Consider the following 21,578-nt stretch of genomic DNA (forward strand, 5'->3'; position numbering starts at 1 on the left):
AGGTGACGTAAAGGTGACAAAAACATTGGAACTGTCGAAAGTATTAATCAACCTGCTGTTTATCATCCTGTCCGTCTTAGTCGTGCTGCCGTTTCTGCTCGTCATCGCCGTATCGCTTACGGATGAGAAGGCATTGTCCCGGGACGGCTATCAATTCATCCCCAAATCGTTCAGCCTGGAGGCGTACCGCTATCTGCTGGAAGCCCCGGATGTGATGATCCAGGCATACGGGGTTACGATCACCGTCACGGTGATCGGATCGCTCGTCGGCCTGCTGCTGACCGCGATGACCGCTTACGTCATTTCCCGGCCGGATTATCGTTACAACCGGATGACGACCTTTTACGTATTTTTCACGATGCTGTTCAGCGGGGGACTCGTTCCTTCCTATATTCTAATGACCCAGTACCTGCACCTCAAAGACAGCCTGCTCGCACTCATTTTGCCGGTGCTGCTGTCGCCGTTCAACATCATGGTCATGAAAGGGTTCATGTCCAAGATACCGCTTGAGATCATCGAATCGGCGAAAATGGATGGGGCGAGGGAATTCCGGATTTTCTTCCGCATCATTCTCCCTTTGTCCACGCCGGCATTGGCAACGCTGGGCCTGCTGATCTCGTTCTCTTATTGGAACGACTGGTTTAACGCGATGCTGTACATCGACGATCCGGGTAAGGTACCGCTGCAGCTGCTGCTGGTCCGGACGCTGAACAGCATTGAATTTCTCACGACGAATACCGAGTTTGCGACGCAGCTGGGTATCGACCTGGCGAGCTTCCCGAACAATTCCGCCCGGATGGCGATCGCCGTGCTGGCCGGTGGACCGATGCTGATCATCTTCCCGTTCTTCCAGCGGTTTTTTGTGAAAGGGCTTACGGTTGGCTCCCTCAAGGGTTAACATACACGCAAGCAATTATAAAAACAGGAGGTCACACAGATGAAGAAAAAGTGGTTTGGCGTGCTGGCGTTTATCCTGCTGGCCGCGACCGTCCTTGCCGGATGCGGCGGAGGAAAAAGCGCGGACGGCGGCGGAGAATCGGCCGGATCAACGGATGTGAAGAACGAAAGCGGATTGAAACCCGTCGAGCTGACCTGGTATTATCCGCTGTCCCAGCTCCAGCCCGATCAGCAGAAAGTGCAGGACGAAGTCAACAAAATCGTCAAAGAAAAGATCAACGCTACCGTCAAGCTGATGCCGGTTTCTATCGGCGACTATGTGCAAAAAATGAACACCGTGCTGGCAGCAGGCGAGAAGTTCGACATTCTCTGGACCGGCTATATGCTGAAGCCGGAGGAGCTGGTACGCAAAGGAGCCATACAGCCGCTTGACGATCTGCTGAATCAATACGCGCCGGAGCTGAAATCCGATGTGCCGCAGGTGATGTGGGACGGCCTGTCCGTCGACGGCAAGATTTACGGCATCCCCAACCAGCAGATCAACGGTTCCCGCTACGGATTTATCGTGCTGAAGGAGCTTGCCGACAAGTATAAACTGGACACCACGAAGATTAAAAAGATCGAGGACATTGAACCGTTCCTGAAGCAGATCAAGGACAACGAACCGGATATGATCCCGTTCGGTATCTTCGGCACTGATTTTATCAATCCGCAGGTGCATGACGACAAATATTGGATCGTGCCGGGGCTCGATGACCACTTCTACATCAAGACGGATGACCCGACCTATACGCTTCAACGTTATCCGGAAGAAGAGCTGAACAATTTCCGCCTGGCCAGCAAATGGTACAAGGAAGGTTACATTTACAAGGATGCGGCGACCGTGAAATCGGGCGACTTCAAAGGCAAGATCGCGGTGGATTATCATATCGTCCTGAAACCGGGCGTCGAAGCTGAAGTCAAGGCGAGAAACGGCGGACACGATGTGGTCATCATCCCGCTCAGCAACTGGTTCTCCAACGGTTATTCGGCGACCACCAACCAATCGATCAGCCGCACTTCGCCGAATCCGGACCGGGCCATGATGCTGCTGAATCTCGTGAACACCGACAAGGAGCTGTACAATCTGCTCTGCAACGGCCTGGAAGGCGTTCATTACGAGAAGCAGTCCGGCGAATACATTAGCGCACTCCCGGATTCCCGATATAAACCGAATATGGACTGGGTGTTCGGCAGCGTATTCAATTCTTATCTGAAGGAAGGCCAGCCGGAGAACGTCTGGGAGGAAACGAAAAAGATCAACGAAACAGCCGAAATCAATCCGGTCGGGGCGTTCAAATTCAATTCGGAGCCGGTCAGCACGGAGATCGCCAACCTGAACGCGGTATGGGGCGAATACAAACGCGGACTTGTGACCGGGACGCTTGATTTTGACGAAACCTGGCCGGTGCTTTACGGCAAGCTGAAGGAAGCGGGCGAGGATAAGTATGTGGAGGAGGTGAAGAAACAGTTTGAACAATTCCTGAAAGACAAGGGGTTGAAAAAGTAAGAATTTCATTTAAAGGCAGAGAAGCGCAAGCGGCGCACGGATAACGGGGAGAAACCTGCTGTCATGGGCGGCTTCATTGGAAGCATACAACGGGACCGAGGCCGGCCCTAATCCATGCTGAAAGGAAAGAGAAGCCATGGCAAAAAAACGGTTGCTCGCGTTTCTCGCAGCCATCGTGCTGATCACGTTTACCCCGTCTCCGCCGCCAGCTGCAGCGGATGAAGCCGTCGCCAAACCAACGGGAAAATCGCTGTATGTAGCCACAACTGGCAGCGACACGAATAATGGATCCGAGAACCACCCGTTTAAAACGCTGGAGAAGGCAAGGGATGCCATCCGGAAGCTGAAAGCGAAAGATGGCCTGCCCGCCGGCGGCGTGACGGTGTATCTGCGTGAGGGGCGGTACGAACGATCAGGCAGCTTTGATTTGAACGAGCAGGACTCCGGCGAAGCCGGGAAGCCGATTAGGTATACGGCTTATCCGGGCGAAAAGGTGACTTTGTCCGGATCGAAACGCATTGAAAAATCCGCCTTCACACCAGTCACCGATCAAGCGATTCTTAACCGGATCATCAGTCCCGAGGCGAGACCAAAAGTGCTGGTGGCCGACTTGGCAGGCCAGGGGATTACCGATTACGGCGAGCAAAGCCGCCACGGCTACTATCTTGCCAACGATCTGAGCAAAGTTCCGCCGATGGAGCTGTACGTCAACGGGCAGGGAATGACTTTAGCGAGATGGCCGAACCAAGGGACAGTACAGATGGATGAAATCATCGATCCGGGTCCGACGCGGAAAGATCCGAACGGGGAGGTACATACGCGCGGAGGAACCTTTTCCTATTCGTATGACCGGCCCCAGTACTGGACCCAGGCGGACGATATTTGGCTGGACGGAATATTCGGCTACAGCTGGGAATGGTCCTACAACAAAATCGCCTCCATTGACACAGCCGCCAAAACCATCACCCTCCGCTACGGAGAGATGAGCGGCCTGCTCAAAAACTGGTATCCGGATTTTCATTTTGCGCAAAACCTGCTGGAAGAAATCGATATGCCGGGCGAGTATTACATCGACCGCCAGGCGGGAAAGCTGTACTTTTTGCCGAACGCCGAATTTACAGCTGCGAATCCGACGATAGAGGTTACGATGCTGAAAACGCCGATGATCAATGCGCTGAACGCTTCGTACATCGACTTTTCCGAGCTGGTCATGGAAGATGGACGCGACTCGGCAGCGGTGATTATGGGCGGCAGCCACGTGCGTATTCTGAACAGCGAAATCCGCAACTTCACGAACAGCGGCGTGCTGGTCAATACGCAAAGCCGGTTCTACTACAATGATTTTCAGGGCGTGCCGGGAACGGATCATGCCATCGTCAGCACGCATATCCACCATATCGGCGGGACCGCGGTTACGCTGACGGGCGGCAACAAAACGACCCTGCAGCCGGGAAACAATGTCGTTGAAAATTCGCACATTCATGATTTTGCTTATTACCATAAAGCTTACAATCCGGGCGTTCTTCTCTCCGGGGTCGGCAACCGCATGGCACATAACGAGCTGCACGACGCGCCTCATCCTGGCGTGCTGATCTTCGGCAACGACCATGTCGTAGAGTACAACAACATATACGATGTGTGCAAAACCTTCTCGGATCTCGGGGCTATTTACATGAACGCGGGCGAAACACCGCAGCAGCGGGGTACCGTCATCCGCAGAAATTATTTTCACAATATTGGAGAAAGCAAGGCCGGCGTGGAGGGCGTCTATCCCGACAACTTCACCATGGGGCTTCAGATCGACGAAAACATTTTCTACAAAATGGGCAACTCGGCGATCAAAAACAACGGCGGCGCACATATTTTGTCCCGCAACAATATTTTCGTAGACAGTAAAGTTCCGTATGATTACGCGGACATCTACCTTGGGGATCAGCCGGACAATCAAATCCCGAAAAACTACATGCCAAAATGGCAGGCGCTGTTCGCTGCCAACAACGATTTTGTAGGCACGCCTTATTTGACAAAGTATCCAGAGCTGGCCAACTTCTTTACAGAAAACCGTTATTATCCCGATACGAACACGTTCCAGGGCAATGTCATCTACAACCCGACCATTCCACGCAGTACGACGACCAATGCCAACGGAGCGTATGACAAATTCGGGCTGGTTCAGTATGCCAATAACTTCGTTACGACGGAGGATCCGGGCTTTGTGGATCTGGCGAACGGAGATTTGTCCCTGCGGCAGGATGCGGCTGTATTCAGCGCCATACCCGGCTTTCCCAACATCCCGTTTGGAGAAATCGGCATTAATGGCAGAGCTGGCACCAGCACAAGTCAGGACAGCCATCCTGTCCAGGGGGTTGCCGTGTACAACGACGATGTGACGGTTGACCGCTGGAAAACGGTCAAACTGCAAACCGCGGTCCTGCCGTGGAACGCAGATCATCCGGCTCTGTCTTTCACATCCGCCGATCCGGGAATCGCGACGGTCGATAACGCTGGCGTTATTACCGGGCAGTCTGTCGGCCAAACCGAGATCACTGTAGCATCTGTGGAAAATCCGCAGTTGACAGCTTCAGTACATGTAACCGTTGAAGCCGGCGACGGCATTATGGACTACACCGATTTCGAATCCGGTGCAAATGGATGGCCGGTGGATGCTAACCGGAGCATCGTTAAAGTGGATGAAAACCGCTGGTACAAGTTACTTAACGGCGCGTCCGCGCTGAGCAGCAAAAAGTTCTCCGATTATGAGCTGACCTTCAAGCTGAAGACGCCGGCGACCATCGGCGAAAACGCAACGCTGTATATTTTCGATCGCCAGGCGGGCAGCGGTTCTAGCCGTATCGGATATAAAACCCGAGCGGACGGAACATCGTCATGGCTGCTGTACAACTCGGCGTGGTCCGTGCTGAAGGAAGTCAAGATGCCTGATCATGATTTAAAGCCGGACACGGAATATGCCGTCAAAATGCTCGTCAAGGGCGGCGACATCAGCGTGTACGTGAACGGCGGGTTCCGGCTGAAAGGCACCGATCCGGGCCATAACGCGGAGGGTCAAGTCGGGTTCTACGTTAACAACGTCAGCGACATGATGTTCGATGACATCCAGTTCAAGGCGCTGACTACAGATCTGGCTGGCATGATCCCGGCGGATAACCAGATTCGGCTGGCTGCCGGAGAGAGCAAGCAGCTCCAGCTGACATTTGATCCCGCGGATACACCGGATACGGATGTGACCTGGCAATCCGCGAATCCTGCGGTGGCCGAAGTGAACGATATGGGCGTCGTGAGCGCCGTGTACGAGGGCGAAACAGTCATCACGGCCGTATCCAAGGTAAACCCGCTGATCAATGCGGATATCGCGGTCACCGTCTCGAACGTCATGCATGAGACCGATTTTGAAACCGGAGGAAACGGCTGGCCTGTCGATCCCAATCGCAGCATTGCAGCCGATCCGGACGGGAACCGCCGCTATAAAATCTTAAACGGCGCCACCGGCCTGCTCGACCGAAACTTCTCATCCTACCAGCTTGAATTCAAGCTGAAGACGCCTGCGGTTATGCCAAATGACGGAGTGCTGTACATTTTTGACCGCCAGGATGCCACTGCATCGACGCGAATCGGCTACAAAACAAGAGCCGACGGCACGTCGGCATGGATGCTGTACGACACCGCCTGGCAGAAGATCAAGGAAGAGACGCTGCCCGCGCAAGACCTGCAGCCGGATACGGAATATGACGTCAAGGCGGTCGTCAAAGACGGCGACATCCAGCTCTATGTGAACTGGGAGTTGAAACTGTCCGGCACCGATCCGGGACATAAACCTTCCGGCAAAGTCGGTTTCTATGTGAGCGGATTCGATTACATGCTGTTCGACGACATTCGTTTCTCGGTAGTGCCTTAAAGCTTACTGGTGTTTAAGGGTTTCTTCGGCGCTCTCTCCCTGCATGGAGGGGGCGCTTTTACAATTCCAGGTCCGGTGCAGCAATCAAGAGGTTCAATTCAAATCTATTCAAGGACAACACGGTATACCTTCCATGGCAAAATCGTGCTAACAGTGAGCAGCGCAAAACCAAAAACCACCTCAAGGAGGGACAATATGATTCGATGTTTATTTCGAGCCGTCTGGAACGGAGAAGGCAGTCCGCGCTCTTTTTTTCAAGCCCAGGAAAGAGAGCATTCGCTTGCTGATGCGATGGAGCGGCTACAGGTCGCCAATCTAAGTCTATTTGCCGATCAAGAACAGCTGTTTCTATATTATGAATGTCTGGACACGCCGGTTCTCCCGGAAAGCTTGCTGGCTGAAACCGGAGAGCGGCTGGCTGAATGGCCGGGAGGCGCACCGGGAAGACGTTGGGTACCGATGACTGATATTTTTCATTACCAGCACCCTGTGTCGAATTCGCAGTGGGCCCGAGTCCATAAGGAACGCACACCATACGGAAGGATCGCTCTGCTAAAGCCGGAGCAAACGGCAAGCTATGTATATTATCACTACCAATACCAGGAGGAAAAGCCGGGGGACGGCGATAAGTACGGCATGATCGGCATGCACGAGAACGTTTTGTTTTTCTATTCGGAGCTGCCGGAGACGATCACGCCCGTGCTCTATGAGAGTCGATTGAAAACGTCGTTGAAGCCCGAAAACTGGGCCGAGGTGATGGAGCCCCATTTTATCCAGTGGGGGGGGGCTCCGGACGGGCAGGACATTTGGCGCAAGCTGATGCTTGTGCTAGAAGTGCGCTGCCCGGCCGAAAGAAGAGGTGCACAACATGCGTAACTCGCTATGTCTGAACGGAGATTGGGATTTCATGCCGCTGTACGATCAGCCCCAATCCCGCAAGCTGCCGGAGAACATTGTATACGATCAGCACAAAGTTCAGGTCCCATCCAGCTGGAGAAGGACCTACAAGCAGGGCACCGGCCGGTCGTTCGGGAACATTCCCGAATACGGATACGTTCCGATGGACCTGTACGATTATCCGAAGGAATGGGACGCCGCCGAGGCGGGCGTGCTGCACCGGAGCTTCCGGCTTCCGGACCACATGGCCGGCCAGCGGATTGTGCTGCGCCTGGACGGCATCATGCAGAAGGCCGTTATCTATTTGGACCGGGAGGAAATCGCCGTATGGGAGGACGGCTACCTGCCGCTCAGGCTGGATATTACGTCCCGGGTGCAGGCGGATCATGAGCACCACCTGCACGTCGTTTGCGGGAGCTTTGACCGCGTGACCCTTCCGTCCGGATCGCAAAAAGTGACCGGCCTTACCGGTTCCTGGTTCGGCACCGTTTGCCGCGGCATTTGGCAGGATGTTTACTTGGAGAGCTATCCGGAATTATCTCTGGAAGACGTCACCATCCGCACGTCTGTCCGGGATGGGAAACTGGAAGTGCATGCGATTGCCGGAGGAGCTTCCACCGAGATAGAGCACAATTCGCGAGAGATGGAGCAGAATACGGTTCAGGTCAGGCTTGTCGTACGGGAGCTTGGTGTGCTGAGCGGGGATCCGCAGCCTTTGGAGCACGCTCAAGCATCCTCGACTCATCCGGCTCCAAACCCGGTTCTTGCAGCAAGTGCAGCGGCCGTTTCTGTTGACGGTGCCGTTGTCCAGCTGCCTAGGCTGTGCGAAAACGAGCGGGACGGGACGGCATACCGCGCCTCCTTCAATCTGGAATGGCCGGAAGCACACTGGTGGAGTCCGGATTCCCCGTTCCTGTATCGGGCGGAGCTTGAGCTGCTGGAGAATGAGCGGGTCATCGACCGCCGTCATATGACGTTCGGGTTCCGGGAGTTTTGGTGCGAAGGACCCCAGTTTGTCCTGAATGGCATTCCGATCAATCTGCGCGGAGATTCCTGGCATTTTCAAGGCGGGGTGCAGCAGACGGAAGCCTACATCCGGAACTGGTACCGGATGTGCCGCTCCGTCGGCGTGAACAGCATCCGGCTGCATGCCGAGCCGTACCCTGAGGACTACGTGCGCATCGCCGATGAAGAAGGCATGCTCATCGTGGATGAAACCGCGATATACGGCTCGGGCAAATCGATGCAGGCCGACCATCCGGCTTACCTGGATCACTGCCGGAACCATGTCCGCCGCCTTGTGCAGCGGGACAAAAACCACCCGTCCGTCATCTTGTGGAGCGTACAGAATGAGATGCGTTGGGTCGACGGGCGCGACGGTTTCAAAACACATATTCCCGGCCTGATGGCCGCCATCCGCGAGCTGGATCCGACGCGGCCGATTCTTGCTGAAGGAGACAACCGTCTTCTGTCGAAAGAAGATACGGAGGTGGAGAGCCGCCATTACAATATCGATGGCACGATCGGCCAATGGGACCGCGACGTTCCGCTGACGTTCGGCGAGCATGGCGGGTGGTGGTACATCTGTCCGCAGAACAGCAGTATGTATGTCGGACTGCGAGCCTACTGCGGGACAGATGAGAGCACGGCCGGACTTGCCGAGAAGGAGCGGCTGTTTGTGGAATACGCCCGGCGCCAAGGCGTATCCGGCATTTCGACCTTTAACTTTGCGCATTATTTCATGCGGGCTATGCCTGACCGAGACGTGATCTTACCGCCGGCCGGTCCCGGCGAACTCGGCCAGCCTGGCGTCAAGCCGAAGCGGATCCCCGCTTATTCACTGACCTTGAACAACGGTCTGCTGCCTGAAGAGTATCCGGCTTATTCTCCAAATCCGGCCTTTGCCATCATGGCCAGAGCTTTCAAGCCGGCCACCATCATCGCGGCCGAATACAACCGCTGTTTTTACGATGATGCGCCGGTTCACCGCAGCTTCGACGTGTACAACGATACGTTTGCCGCGCAGGACGTCCGGGTGGAATGCAAGATCAGGCTGGGAGGGAGGCTGGTTCACGAGCAAAGCTTTGACTTCCGCCAAGCTCCGGCTGAGCACCAAATCATCTCGCTGCAATGGACTCCGGAATCTGTGAATGCAGAAGAACGGGCTGAGCTGACCGCGCAGCTGATGCATGACGGGCAGCTTGTGCATGAACTGCGTATCGAATACAGATTGGTTTCCGGCAGGCTGCGCAGCGAAGCGGTGGAAGTCGGCCGGGAAGCTTTCTTTTGTGGTCCGGCCGGCGAATATGACATGATCTGCAGGATGATCCCAGAATGCGCAGCAATAGAGCGGGAAAGCTTGGCCGGACTGCCGGCGGACAGCTTACTCATCCTCGGCACCTATGCCGAGGATGCGGACGGTGGGCTGGAAGCGCAGCTGAAGGCATTCGTGGAACGCGGCGGCCGTCTCATTCTGCTGGAGCAAAACCAGCTCTCGCTCGGCAAGCTGACGCTGTCACGGAGGCCTTTCATCCGTGCCCATGCTGGCAGCTACAGCCATCCGGTTCTGAAGGGAATCAGTGACGAGGATTTAATGTTCTGGCATGAGGAGCTGCGGGAAGAAGGACCGCTGCCGATCATCCAGGCGGCCTTTGAAAAGCCGGTCATCGGCGACGTTACGCTGCTGCTCGAATGCGGTGCAGGCGATTTCGGAGACGGTGGAGACTTGTGGTCGCCGCTGCTGGAATACCGCAGCGGCACAGGCATGTTTATCGCGAGCCAGCTCGATCTTATGGCGAACGTCGCGCGCGTTCCGGTGGCCTGCCTGCTGCTGCGGAACCTGCTCGCATACGCCGGGCGCGCCGATGACGCGGGCGCAGGCGAAACCGCCCGCACGGCCGCGCTGGTGCGCGCCGGCGGAGCGGCCGCAGCTTTCCTCGACAAGCTGCGGTTGAACTACACGGCGCTTGGCGAAGCGGCGCCGCTTCTCGCGCTGGCGGGCGCAGCCGCCGCGCCAGGGATGCCGGCGCAGGGCATCGCCCCGGCGCCGGACGCAGGCGGGCATGGCCGGCATGCCGCCATGCCGCCCGGGCAGGGCTTCGGCCTGCTGGTGGCCGAAGCCTGCCTGCTTGAGGCGCCGGGCGCGGCCGAGGCCGTCCGGCGCCACGCCGAAGCCGGCGGACGCGTGCTCGTCCTGCCGGCGGAGGGCCCGCAGCAGGCGGCGCTGGCGCGCCTGCTGGACCGCCCTGTGCGGGTGGCGCCGCACGAGGCGTATCACTTGGCGGCGGATGACGGCGCCGCCATGCGCGGCATCAGCCCGGTTGACCTGTTCGGCTACGACAAGGTATTCTTGTCGCCGCGCGACGTGGTCAACCGGGTGCTGGCCAGCCACAAGATCGAAGCACCCGGCACGGAGGTGCTGTGCCGCAGCGTCGAAAGCACCGCCTGGAAGGACTACTTCGTGAACGGCTACACGGCGGAGTACAGCCGTTTGGCGCTGGTGGAACTGAATCGCGCTAAGATCGTGCCCGCAGGGGCATTCGTGATCGAAGCCCAGATTGGCGGGGGAAGCGTGGTATGCTCTCAGCTGCTGCCCGATCCCGGCAGCGACAAGGCGCTGCGTCTGTATTCGCGCCTGCTCGCCAATCTTGGTGCGGCCTTCGATGACGGCTTGCTTGCGAGCGAGAAGGGAGATGCACAGTGGGCTGTGGAAGCGGTGATGGCCCTGCCTTGTCCGCCGCATGTCGATTACGAAGCGATGAAAGCTTATCACACGGACCCCGAATTTTCGTTGAACAATTTGGGCGAAGGCTTGTACGGATGGATGCAGAAGAAGGAACGGCGCCCGGATGACGGCATGCTTCGCATAGCGGACGCTGGAGACACGCCATGGTTCCTTAGCTGTTTCATCCTGGTGCCCGGGAAGGAAAACGAGATGCGGCAGGGAAAGCTGCGGATCAACACCGAGGCGTGGTTCGAGATTTATATAAACGGGGAAAAGGTCTCGAGGCCTGAGCAGGAAATCATCCTGAAGGGCGGGCTGAACCGGCTCATCGCCATCGTTCGCGGGACAGCGGGAGACCTTCTTTTCGGCATGACCTTCCTGAATCGGGACGGTACGTACATGAAGGATCTGGCGTTCCGCCTGACGCTGGACGAAGTCGAGCCGAAATAGGCAGGTACACAGGCGTGCTGCCGATTAGGTTTAACTGCAACTTTATAGGGGGCTTCATCCCATAGTTCCAACACAGAGACCCTACTTCATCATTTTTCAGGAGGTTGTTATGAACTGGAGCGCAACGATCGAGCAAACGCTGTTAACCACGAAAGCCAACATCGCCCGCTTTCAAGGCCAATTTCCGCATGTCAGCCACGGAGATGGCAAATATCAGCTGGTGAATCATACCGATTGGACGGAAGGCTTCTGGGCCGGCATTTTATGGTTGAGTTACGAATACAGTAAAGATCCGGATATCCACGATGCAGCAGTCCAAAGCGTCCGTTCTTTTCAGGAGAGGCTGCAGCAGGAGAGCCACTTGCAGCACCACGATATCGGCTTCCTGTATTCTCTGTCCGCCATGGCAGGCTGGATTGTCGAGCAGAATGAAGATGCCCGGCAAACCGCCTTACAGGCAGCCGACCTGCTCTTAAAACGATGGAGACCGTCCGCGCAAATCATTCAGGCGTGGGGTCCGGAAGGAGACCCGGAAAACGGCGGGCGTATCATCATCGACTGCCTGATGAATCTTCCGCTTCTGTATTGGGCGTCCGAGCAGACCGGGGACCCTCACTATGCCGCGATCGCCCGCATTCATGCGGACAAGAGCCGGAGATTTCTCGTACGGGGGGACGGATCATCCTACCATACGTTCTACTTCGATCCGCAAACGGGTGATTCGATCCGCGGGGGTACGCATCAGGGCTTCAGGGACGGTTCCACTTGGTCCCGCGGGCAGGCTTGGGGCATTTACGGTTTCGCGCTTGCCTATCGTTATTTGAGGGAGCCGTATTTTTTGGATACAGCCAAGCAGCTGGCCCGGTATTTCATGGATCACGTACCGGAGGATCTTGTGGCTTATTGGGATTTTGACGCCCCGCAGCAGCCGGGTGAACCGAGGGACAGCTCAGCTTCGGCCATTGCGGCATGCGGAATGCTGGAGCTGGCGCAGCATCTGGACGAATCGGATCCCGAGCGAGCATCTTTTCAAGAATTCGCGGAGCAATCCGTCATTTCCATGGCAAACAGTTACTTTACGGCCGGCAGCACGGAGGAAGAGGGGTTCCTGCGGCATGGCTCCTACTTTGTCAGAGGGGGAATTTCGCCGGATGATTTCGTCATTTGGGGCGATTATTTTTTCCTTGAAGCACTGATGCGTCTGGATGGCCGTTCGCCCGGGTATTGGTACGAAAGGTCGCTCTAAACGCTGGGTCGAAGTCAATGTAAACGTTAATGGAGTATGATCTAAGGTGGCGGCCATTGTGCCGCCTTTTGCCATTGTTCATGCTGTTTCCTGTTTCCTGTTTCCGCTGAACGACAAAAGTTCGCTGAGATAGACTGCTGAGCACAAAAAGAAGGGACACGTTAAAGAACGTATCCCTCCTCCCGTCTACCAAGCTCAGACGTATGGCATACCTGAAATGATCCTCGAAAAGATTCCTTGTTCAGTCTCAGCCTTTTCCTTTCAATCCGATGTGCCGCGCAACCCTTTCACCCAGCTCCGGAGATGCTTCGTACAAGTAACTTAATACGATCCGCTGCGTTTCATGGGATATTCCTTTTAAATCAGCTGCTAAGTTATCTACCAAGTGCTCCTGCTGTACTGGTGAAATGGCGCGGTAAAACTCCCCGGCCTGGGTGAAATTATCCGGTTTGGAGATGTCGGTCCGTTCGAGCTTGCCCTCCACGTATCTGCCATTTCCGCTGGTCACCAGGGAAGCCGGAGACCAATTCTCCTGGTGATTGATCGGTATGCTGCGAAAACTAGGGCCTAACCGCCGGCGCTGGGAATCCCAGTAAATGTTGGCGCGGCCCTGCAGCATTTTATCATCCGACAGCTCGGCACCCTCCAGCAGATTGGACGGGGAAAAGGCAATCTTTTCGACCTGTCCCATATAATTGTCCGTATTGCGGTTCAATACGAGGCGGCCGACCGGACGAAGAGGGTACTGCTGCTGGTCCCATACCTTGGTATCATCCAACGGGTCGAACGGAAGATGCGCCGCATCATCGGGATTCATCAGCTGCACATACAGCCCGTACTCCACGGTCTTGCCTGCGGCAATGGTATCGTACAGATCCTGGCCGGCAATATCCGGGTTCTCACCCGCCAGCCGGGCTGCTTCCTGCCGATCGATATACTGCTCGCCGGCTAATGGCATCCAGTGGTACTTTACATAAAAACGCATGCCCTTTGCATTTTTCCATACGTAAGTGCTCACGCTGTGACCCTTGATATGACGGAGACTCTTCACCGTGCCCACGTCCGAGTAGAGCCAAACGAGGAAATGGGTGGATTCCGGCGCCCTGGCTACAAAGCTCCAGAATCGTTCGGGATCGATCAAATTGTTCTTCGGCGAGGGGAGAAAGGCCTTGATTGATTCCGGAAACCGGACGGCATCTCGAACCAAAAAGACGGGGATATGATTGCATAACAAATCAAATACCCCCTGTTCCGTGTAAAACTTGGTGGAAAACCCGCGCACATTGCGCGAAGTATCCGGTGTGCCTTTATTGCTGACCGCGAGGGAAAAGCGAACCGTGACGGGAACCTGCTGACCGGGCGTCTGCAAAAAGCTGAGCATCGTATAGTCGGTCATGGAATGCACTGTCTCAAAATAACCGAATGCGCCAAAGCCTTTTACGTGGACGGGACGCTCAATGATTTTGCTATGTACAAAGGTTTCCAGCGTTTCATGCAAAATGTTATCCTGTTCCAGGACAGGCCCGCGTTCGCCAACCGTCTGCGAGTGCATCGCGGCCGGCAGATCCTCTGCCCATGGTAAGGACTGGTTTACGCTTTGCGGCCTGTCGTTCCCCTCATTTGGAACCGCTGAATTGTGTTCACGGTTCGCTGTATTGCCAGCCTGAGGGGCAGCACCGTTGTGATGGGAATCGTTCATTCCTTAACCTCCATATTCATGACTTCTCTCCTATATGGTTTATGCGGACTACCAATGAAAATATGAGTGGACATCCATATGTCACTGCAGGTTTCGCGGCGCTGTGTATCGAAATATAGTCGCTTATAGGTTAGCTGGAATGTCATAAATAAGCCTCTCAAAAGAAAATTATTATCGAGGGTGGGGAATGAAATAACATGATGATATCTTATGAGACCGGTACAAATACATTTCAGTTTAGGGCTGCTTGCATTATCCTCCATAGAGATAAGATACTGATGCAAAGAGCAGAACATAATCAATAGTGGTTTATACCCGGCGGCAGAGTGGAATTCGGTGAAACCGCAGAGGAAACGATAGAACGTGAAATGATGGAAGAATATGGGGCGCCAATCTATGACCGTAAGCTCTTCTGGATAATCGAGAATTTTATAGACTTTCCGGATCGTAAGGTTCACGAGCTGGGGATGTTTTTTCTTGTAAATTTGCCAAGAGATCATTCCATATATCATCATGTTGAAGAATTTCAAGGCATGGAAGAGGGATTTGTCAACCGGTGGATCGATATCGATGAACTTGATCAGTATACCGTCATTCCTGAATTTGTTGCTTCGGAAATCAGACATTTAGATCATACGACAGGGGTCAAACATATTAAAAATAGAGCCGTCAGATAGATCGGAGGGAGAATATATTATGATCCGTGAAGCGGAATCCAAAGATAGGGAACAACTGAGTAACTTGTACAGAATGCTGGTGCCGAACAGCAAGAAAATGAGTGTGCTGGAAGAGCAGATCGAAAAAATCAGAATGGATCCCGCCAATTTTCTGCTGGTCTATGAAGAGGAAGGGGCATTGCTGGGAACGCTTACGCTGAACATCTGCCTTCAAGCCATGCATGGGACCAGACCCTATGGATTGATCGAGAACATCGTCGTTCATGAGGACCACCGCAGCAGCAATATCGGCCAATCCCTTCTGAAATATGCCGAAGAATATTGCAGATCGCTGCATTGTCACAAAATCATGCTGCTCAGCCATTCCAAACGTGTCCGGGCCCATCAATTTTTTGAACGCGAAGGATATGACGGCTCAGTCAGCAAAGGCTTTAAAAAATATTTGTAACCGTACATTCAGGAAAACCTAAAGATCAGCACGAATTTCCTCTGTAAGAGAAGTGTCCGCTATAATGGGGTAACAGGCATCAAGAAAGGAATGTAATTATGAAGAAATATATCATCATCGGATCAGGCATCCTGGGAGCATCGACGGCCTATCAGCTGGCAAAAATGGGAGCGGATGTCCTTCTCATCGACCGCAAAGATCCAGGACAGGCGACGGATGCCGCCGCGGGCATCATTTGCCCATGGCTGTCGCAGCGCCGCAATCAGGCTTGGTATAGGCTCGCCAAGGCAGGGGCGGCTTTTTATCCCGGGTTAATCAAGGAACTGGAAGGAGAAGGCGAGACCGAGACGGGCTATGCGCAGGTCGGTGCCCTCAGCGTTCTTCAGGACCCGGAGAAAATCCGGAAGATGGAGGAGCGGGCTTTGCAGCGCAAAGCGGATGCACCGGAAATCGGCAGTATTACCCGGCTTTCGGAAGAAGAAACCCATCAATGCTTTCCGCTTCTGGAGAGAGGTTATCAATCGGTTCGGATCAGCGGCGCCGCCCGGGTCGACGGCCGTGCCCTGCGCGACGCTTTGATTCGGTCTGCCCAGAGGCACGGGGCCGTTGTGATTCACGGGGATGCGAAGCTTCTGGTGGATGGGAACCGGGCAAGCGGAGTATCGGTCGGACCCGACGAATATGCAGCGGACCGCACGATCGTCTGTGCAGGGGCGTGGGCCGGACAGCTTCTGCAGCCGCTCGGTGTCCGCTTTAACGTCCGTTACCAAAAGGCGCAAATCATGCACCTCCAGCTCGAAAATCATGAGGATACAGGCACATGGCCAGTTGTCATGCCGCCTTCGGATCAATACTTGCTTGCTTTCGAGAAGCAGAAGATTGTGATCGGGGCAACGCATGAAAATGACGTGGAAGGCTATGATACAAGAACAACAGCGGGTGGTATGCAGGAAATCTTGAATAAAGGATTAGCCTTGGCGCCCGGATTGGCGGACGGCACCTTTCAGGAGGTCAGGGTCGGATTCCGTCCGTTTACCTCCGACTTTTTGCCGGTACTTGGTGCCGTTCCGGGCTGGAGCGGCCTGCTCGCGGCGAACGGGCTCGGTGCATCCGGCTTGACGATGGGGCCTTATATCGGCTATCAGTTAGCTAAGCTGGCGCAAGGCATGGACCTTGATATCGACATAGACGATTACGATATCCGCAAAGCCATTGATGAGGGTTCGTTAACCGAATCGTAACCCGAACGTAACCCTTCATGGATCGCCATTCTTCTACAATAGAAATGACATCTATACATATAAATACGTCTCCAATGGCGTATATAAAGGAGAATGATCCATGAAGAAACGGTTGAAGGTGTTCATTGTGGCGAGTTCGGCGTTTGTCATTCTGTCGGGCTCTGCGCTGGCGGCGTCGGCCGGGCCGCGGATTTTTATCAATGGGGCGGAATTCGCCAACACTTTTATGAAATTGAAAATCGAAAACGGAACCGCCATGGTCTCGCTGCGGGCCATCGTGGAGCAGCTGAAAGGCGAAGTGGAGTACAAAAGCGACGGCATTCATGTGTCGTTGCCCGAGGCGAGCAAGCTGGCTCAGCAGGTGAACGGCTTCATGAACGCCCTGCAGGCCGATACGCCGGAAGATGCCGCCAAAACCTGGATCCACGGCGTTCAGAAACGCAGCGGACCGATGCAGTACGCGGTGATGTCTCCCGCGCTGCAGGCCAAAACCAAACAGCAGTTTGAGGACAATTTCTGGGTTACCGGGGGCTCCAGCCCTCATATGGGCACGGTCACCAACATGACTACCAAGACGTTATCGGACGGCAAAGTGCAAATCTCCTTTGATTACCCTTTGGTGACCTCCGCAGGCGTGGAAGGCACGGGCAAAGCGATGCTCACGATTGAGAAGGGGACTGGACCTGCTGATGACCAATGGGCGATCTCGTCCATTTGGCTGAAAGATCCAGGAGATACCGGGCTCATGATCGGCTCGAATTAGGGATTATTCGAAAGCTCGCTTGATAGCGGGCTTTTTTTCTTGGTTTATCGTTTGCCCGGCAACCAATAAACATCGTCTATTTCCCATTACACTGCATAAAATCCGGCTATTTTTCCCATCGTAAGAACATATTCAAACATGTCGGATTCTTAAGCAGGAGGCAAAAGATGGCGCAGCAGCAGGAACGGGAGCATTGGCTGGCACTCATCAAAAAGGGAAACAAATCATCGGCGATCGCGATGCTCGGCAATGCGGTCATCGCTGCAGCCAAAGGGGTGGGGGCGGCTTTGAGCGGTAGCGGGGCGATGTTTGCATCGGCGATGCACTCGCTTGCGGACTGTGTAAACCAAGGGTTTGTGTTTGCCGGTAGCGTGCTTGCGGAAAGAAAGCCCAACCGTAAATTTCCGACCGGATTCGGCCGGGTGATCAACATTTTCTGCATGGTCGCCGTCATTGTGGTGACGATTATGGCTTATGAAACGATTCGGGAAGGATGGCATTTGATTCATCATCCGGCCAAAGCGGGCGGAGCTTTTTGGATTAACGTGGGTGCGCTTATCCTGAACCTGGTGATCGATGGCGCGATTTTATTTAAGGTGATGAAGGAAATTGCCCGAGAAGCAAGGATTGAGGCCTCCGGGATCTCACTCATCCCTATGTCCTTCAAGCATGTATCACGCTCAGCACCTCCGACGCGGCTGGTCTTTTATGAGGATTTGGTAGCGGTCACCGGTGCGTTTCTGGCTCTTGTCGCTGTTGTCGTCACGACATTTACCGCCTTTAAAGCACTGGACGGCATCGTGACCGTCATCATCGGTGTGCTGATGGTGGCCGTGGCTTTTCGTGTAGGCTATGATAATATGGTCGGACTAATCGGTGTGGCTGCGCCGCGCGACGTGGCGGAGAAGGTGTCTTCCATCATCTTGTCCGATCAGGACGTCACCGATATCAACGGTCTGCGGATTGTCCAGGAAGGCCGGTACTATCATGTGGATACGATGATCGAACTTCGGAGCGGCCTGTCACTTGCCGATGCCGATGATATTAAGTTCCGCGTTCAGGACCAGCTCAGCTCGGATCCGGATATATCGGATGTTGTATTGGGCATCATCGAAGATAACGGTGTGAAAAATTGGACGCCGGAGCATTTGAATGAGTTTTCGTAATCGCTAGCATTAAGATATTTGAAAAGTCCGCAGAATGCGGGCTTTTTTGTGTTGGGCTGCACGAATCCGGATGGATGGTTGGGTGTCAAATGTGCCATATCTTATGGCTTGAATGTCTAGATCATGCTATTTTCCTGACTTGATCATCAAGGTTTGACTGCAGGCAACCGTTTAGAATATGGACAGAGTCGGTTGAACCCAGACCAAATTGGCGTAACCGCTCTCATAGAGTCAAATGTGGAATCATCACGATTAGGAGCTGAGTATCGATGCAGTATACCAACCCCGTCATTCCCGGGTTTCATCCGGATCCCAGCATCTGCCGGGTCGGTGAAGATTATTATCTGGTCACCAGCACATTCGAGTATTTTCCGGGGGTGCCTATTTTTCACAGCAAAGATTTGGTGCATTGGCGGCAAATCGGGCATTGCCTGACTAACGAGCAGCAGCTGCGGCTGGCGGGTGCAGGCAGTTCAGGCGGCATTTACGCGCCAACCCTTCGCTACCATGACGGTATGTTTTATATGACAACGACCAATGTTAGCGGGATCGGGAATTTTTATGTGACCAGTGTAGAGGCAGCCGGCCCCTGGTCCGATCCGATACCCGTTGCGCAGGGCGGGATCGATCCATCCTTGTTTTTCGATGAGGACGGCCGTGTGTATTTCCAGTCGACCCGAATGGGAGACGAGGGAGACGGGATTTATCAATGCGAGATCGATAAGGAAACCGGTGAGATGCTCACAGAAAGCCGGTTGATCTGGCAGGGAACCGGAGGGGCGCATCCCGAGGCGCCGCATCTCTACAAAATCGGGGATTATTATTACTTGATGATCGCCGAAGGCGGGACGGAGTTCGGACATATGGTGACGATCGCCAGAAGCACCGATCCCTACGGACCTTATGATTCTTGCCCGCATAATCCGATTCTGTCGAACCGGAGCATAAAGAGCACCATCCATGCGACAGGTCATGCCGATCTGGTACAAGCTCATGATGGAAGCTGGTGGGCGGTTTGTTTGGGGATCCGGCCACCGTCCTATCCGATGCGCCACCACCTGGGCCGGGAAGTGATGCTTGCGCCGGTAACCTGGACGACGGACGGTTGGCCGGTCATCGGAGCAGGCGGACACATCGAACCCGTTATGGACTCGCCGAATTTGCCTGCCGTCCGCTGGGACGATAAGCCGGCTAGGGATGACTTTGACGCATCACAGCTTCAGCTGGAGTGGACCTTCTTGCGTAATCCCGCTCCTGGTAGCTGGTCTTTGGAGCGGCGGCCTGGGCACCTGGAACTTCGCGGAAATCGGACGACGCTGTCAGACACCGGCTCTCCGGCGTTTGTTGGCCGCCGTTTGTGCCATTTTACCTGCAATATTTCGGCAGCCATGGAATATGAACCAGTCGGCGACGGGGAAGAAGCCGGGTTAACCGTTTATATGAATGAGAAGTATCACTATGATCTTGCCGTTACGTCAAGAAATGGAGTCAAGAAGATACGGCTTCGGCGCACTGTCGGTTCCTTAAGCGTGGAGAAAGAACATGCATGTCCGGCAGGGCCGCTGGAATTGAAGATCGAGGTACACCCTGACAAATTCGTGTTTTATTACGGGCAGCCGGGAGCAGAACTGACGGAAATCGGCTGGGGGGAGACCCACCTGCTTTCCACGGAAGTGGCCGGGGGATTCACCGGGGTATTCGTGGCGATGTACGCGGTATCTGCCTATGAGGAGCCTGCTCCCGCGTCGTTCGATTGGTTCGAGTACGATCCGGTTGGCTGACGCTGGTGCTCCGGCCCTTACGGCTGCACGCTTTTCCGGAATGCTTTGGGCGTCATGCCGTAAGTTTTTCTAAACTGGCGTGTCAAATAATTGCTGTCGTTATAGCCGCATTCGTATGAGATTTCGGTGATCGAAAGGTTCGTCTGCTTGAGCAGGATGCATGCCCGTTCCAGGCGAAGCCGCTGAAGATACGCCATCGGCGACGTCTGATAATATGCCCGAAAGATCCGGTTCAGGTGCCGTACGGAAATCCGGGACTTATCCGCGATTTCTTCCAGGGTCACCGGTTCGAGATAGTGGTCTTCGATATAGGATACTGCATTTGCCAAATGCATCAGATTGCTTTCGACGCCCTGATCCTGGTGCTCATACAGCCTGGACAAGTATACGGCAAGCTCCATAAACCGTGACGCCAGCATCGTTTGATAACCTTGGTGCCGATGGTGGTATTCGTCAATCATATCGGAAATGACCGAAGCCACATGTTCGAGATTGGACAGCGGAATATTGAGTTTACTTTCATAAGGATGCAGATGGCGATAAAGCGGTTCCAAAATAAAAAGCGCCTGAAATCCTTGAGATGCCCTTAAATCCGGTCCGGCATATTTCAGCATATCGGGCTTGAACATGATGTTGCAAATTTTAAAATCGTACGGATCCTTGTAGGCATGCTGCGTGGCGCCATTAATAACAAACGCGTTGCCTTTTTTGATAAAAGAAGCCTCGTTGTTGACGATATGCGTAGCATGTCCGTTCAGTACGATCACCAGCTCGCAAAAGTCGATGTGCTTATGCAGCTGCATGTCTTCGTCATGACCTCCATACTGGATGAAAAACGGAAACTGCTCATCGGTCGTAAACCAGTTTAAATACACGTTGATGCTCATGGAGGATCCCACCCGATAAAGTATGGTTTGATGTCTATATCATCCTATAATTGCGACTTAAAAATCAAGGTTTGCTTGTAGATTACGAATTACAATGGCTATTAACCAAACCGGAAACCGGTAGAGGAGGGATGTTTGTCGAGGATATTTCCGAAAACGTTTTTACTGCACGCACAAACGGAAGGATAACCGGGAGAGCTAAAATCAATCAGCTATGCTAAACCCAAAAATGCAAACGCA

The 21,578-nt window shown here is 54.3% G+C and carries 14 protein-coding genes; 12 read left to right on the forward strand and 2 right to left on the reverse strand.

The window, feature by feature from the left end:
• The first annotated feature begins 13 nt into the window (after positions 1 to 13).
• The 6 genes from KI379_RS12275 (at position 14) to KI379_RS12300 (ending at position 12,676) form a co-directional block, all read left to right on the forward strand.
• Entirely contained in the window at positions 14 to 898 is an 885-nt protein-coding gene (locus KI379_RS12275; RefSeq protein ID WP_212983724.1) for a carbohydrate ABC transporter permease, read from the forward strand.
• 39 nt (positions 899 to 937) lie between these two features.
• The gene (locus KI379_RS12280) at positions 938 to 2,446 is read left to right on the forward strand and encodes an ABC transporter substrate-binding protein (RefSeq protein ID WP_089547240.1); all 1,509 of its coding nucleotides are present in this window, start codon (positions 938 to 940) and stop codon (positions 2,444 to 2,446) included.
• A 136-nt stretch (positions 2,447 to 2,582) separates the two neighbouring features.
• Positions 2,583 to 6,359, forward strand: a complete 3,777-nt coding sequence (locus KI379_RS12285; protein ID WP_212983725.1) for an Ig-like domain-containing protein — start codon at positions 2,583 to 2,585, stop codon at positions 6,357 to 6,359.
• 195 nt (positions 6,360 to 6,554) lie between these two features.
• A complete protein-coding gene (locus tag KI379_RS12290) occupies positions 6,555 to 7,235 on the forward strand; it encodes a hypothetical protein (RefSeq protein WP_212983726.1) in 681 nt (226 codons plus the stop codon).
• Positions 7,228 to 11,430 (forward strand): glycoside hydrolase family 2 protein, encoded by a 4,203-nt coding sequence (locus KI379_RS12295; protein WP_212983727.1) that lies wholly within the window; start codon positions 7,228 to 7,230, stop codon positions 11,428 to 11,430. The genes KI379_RS12290 and KI379_RS12295 overlap by 8 nt, the downstream gene beginning before the upstream one ends.
• 109 nt (positions 11,431 to 11,539) lie before the next feature.
• On the forward strand, positions 11,540 to 12,676 hold the full coding sequence (locus KI379_RS12300) for a glycoside hydrolase family 88 protein (RefSeq protein ID WP_212983728.1): 1,137 nt from the start codon (positions 11,540 to 11,542) through the stop codon (positions 12,674 to 12,676).
• A gap of 247 nt (positions 12,677 to 12,923) precedes the next feature.
• Here the strand turns inward: KI379_RS12300 and KI379_RS12305 are convergent, their stop codons facing one another.
• Complete coding sequence (locus KI379_RS12305; RefSeq protein ID WP_244879370.1) at positions 12,924 to 14,228, reverse strand: catalase; 1,305 nt, start codon at positions 14,226 to 14,228, stop codon at positions 12,924 to 12,926.
• A gap of 458 nt (positions 14,229 to 14,686) precedes the next feature.
• Here KI379_RS12305 and KI379_RS12310 point away from each other — a divergent pair, with 458 nt between their 5' ends.
• From KI379_RS12310 to KI379_RS12335, 6 genes are all read left to right on the forward strand, one after another.
• Positions 14,687 to 15,052 (forward strand): NUDIX domain-containing protein, encoded by a 366-nt coding sequence (locus tag KI379_RS12310; protein ID WP_280518776.1) that lies wholly within the window; start codon positions 14,687 to 14,689, stop codon positions 15,050 to 15,052.
• Between the two features lie 19 nt (positions 15,053 to 15,071).
• Positions 15,072 to 15,500 (forward strand): GNAT family N-acetyltransferase, encoded by a 429-nt coding sequence (locus KI379_RS12315; protein ID WP_212983731.1) that lies wholly within the window; start codon positions 15,072 to 15,074, stop codon positions 15,498 to 15,500.
• Positions 15,501 to 15,598: 98 nt separating this feature from the next.
• On the forward strand, positions 15,599 to 16,741 hold the full coding sequence (locus KI379_RS12320) for an NAD(P)/FAD-dependent oxidoreductase (protein ID WP_212983732.1): 1,143 nt from the start codon (positions 15,599 to 15,601) through the stop codon (positions 16,739 to 16,741).
• A 100-nt stretch (positions 16,742 to 16,841) separates the two neighbouring features.
• Positions 16,842 to 17,504 carry a hypothetical protein gene (locus tag KI379_RS12325; RefSeq protein WP_212983733.1) on the forward strand — a complete coding sequence of 221 codons (663 nt, stop codon included), beginning with the start codon at positions 16,842 to 16,844 and terminating at the stop codon, positions 17,502 to 17,504.
• A 167-nt stretch (positions 17,505 to 17,671) separates the two neighbouring features.
• Positions 17,672 to 18,670 (forward strand): cation diffusion facilitator family transporter, encoded by a 999-nt coding sequence (locus KI379_RS12330; RefSeq protein WP_212983734.1) that lies wholly within the window; start codon positions 17,672 to 17,674, stop codon positions 18,668 to 18,670.
• A gap of 269 nt (positions 18,671 to 18,939) precedes the next feature.
• On the forward strand, positions 18,940 to 20,451 hold the full coding sequence (locus KI379_RS12335; RefSeq protein WP_212983735.1) for a glycoside hydrolase family 43 protein: 1,512 nt from the start codon (positions 18,940 to 18,942) through the stop codon (positions 20,449 to 20,451).
• A 17-nt stretch (positions 20,452 to 20,468) separates the two neighbouring features.
• Here the strand turns inward: KI379_RS12335 and KI379_RS12340 are convergent, their stop codons facing one another.
• Positions 20,469 to 21,338 carry an AraC family transcriptional regulator gene (locus tag KI379_RS12340; protein WP_089547251.1) on the reverse strand — a complete coding sequence of 290 codons (870 nt, stop codon included), beginning with the start codon at positions 21,336 to 21,338 and terminating at the stop codon, positions 20,469 to 20,471.
• Positions 21,339 to 21,578: the final 240 nt, after the last annotated feature.

Origin of the sequence: Paenibacillus cineris, assembly GCF_018333335.1 — a bacterium.
In the GTDB taxonomy this organism is placed as follows: domain Bacteria; phylum Bacillota; class Bacilli; order Paenibacillales; family Paenibacillaceae; genus Paenibacillus_AQ; species Paenibacillus_AQ favisporus.

Bases quoted from the DNA above. Each gene is read 5' to 3' on its own strand.
- KI379_RS12280 (WP_089547240.1), top strand. From the start codon at position 938: ATGAAGAAAAAGTGGTTTGGCGTGCTGGCGTTTATCCTGCTGGCCGCG.
- KI379_RS12285 (WP_212983725.1), top strand. From the start codon at position 2,583: ATGGCAAAAAAACGGTTGCTCGCGTTTCTCGCAGCCATCGTGCTGATC.
- KI379_RS12290 (WP_212983726.1), top strand. From the start codon at position 6,555: ATGATTCGATGTTTATTTCGAGCCGTCTGGAACGGAGAAGGCAGTCCG.
- KI379_RS12295 (WP_212983727.1), top strand. From the start codon at position 7,228: ATGCGTAACTCGCTATGTCTGAACGGAGATTGGGATTTCATGCCGCTG.
- KI379_RS12300 (WP_212983728.1), top strand. From the start codon at position 11,540: ATGAACTGGAGCGCAACGATCGAGCAAACGCTGTTAACCACGAAAGCC.
- KI379_RS12305 (WP_244879370.1), bottom strand. From the start codon at position 14,228: ATGCACTCGCAGACGGTTGGCGAACGCGGGCCTGTCCTGGAACAGGAT.
- KI379_RS12315 (WP_212983731.1), top strand. From the start codon at position 15,072: ATGATCCGTGAAGCGGAATCCAAAGATAGGGAACAACTGAGTAACTTG.
- KI379_RS12320 (WP_212983732.1), top strand. From the start codon at position 15,599: ATGAAGAAATATATCATCATCGGATCAGGCATCCTGGGAGCATCGACG.
- KI379_RS12325 (WP_212983733.1), top strand. From the start codon at position 16,842: ATGAAGAAACGGTTGAAGGTGTTCATTGTGGCGAGTTCGGCGTTTGTC.
- KI379_RS12330 (WP_212983734.1), top strand. From the start codon at position 17,672: ATGGCGCAGCAGCAGGAACGGGAGCATTGGCTGGCACTCATCAAAAAG.
- KI379_RS12335 (WP_212983735.1), top strand. From the start codon at position 18,940: ATGCAGTATACCAACCCCGTCATTCCCGGGTTTCATCCGGATCCCAGC.
- KI379_RS12340 (WP_089547251.1), bottom strand. From the start codon at position 21,338: ATGAGCATCAACGTGTATTTAAACTGGTTTACGACCGATGAGCAGTTT.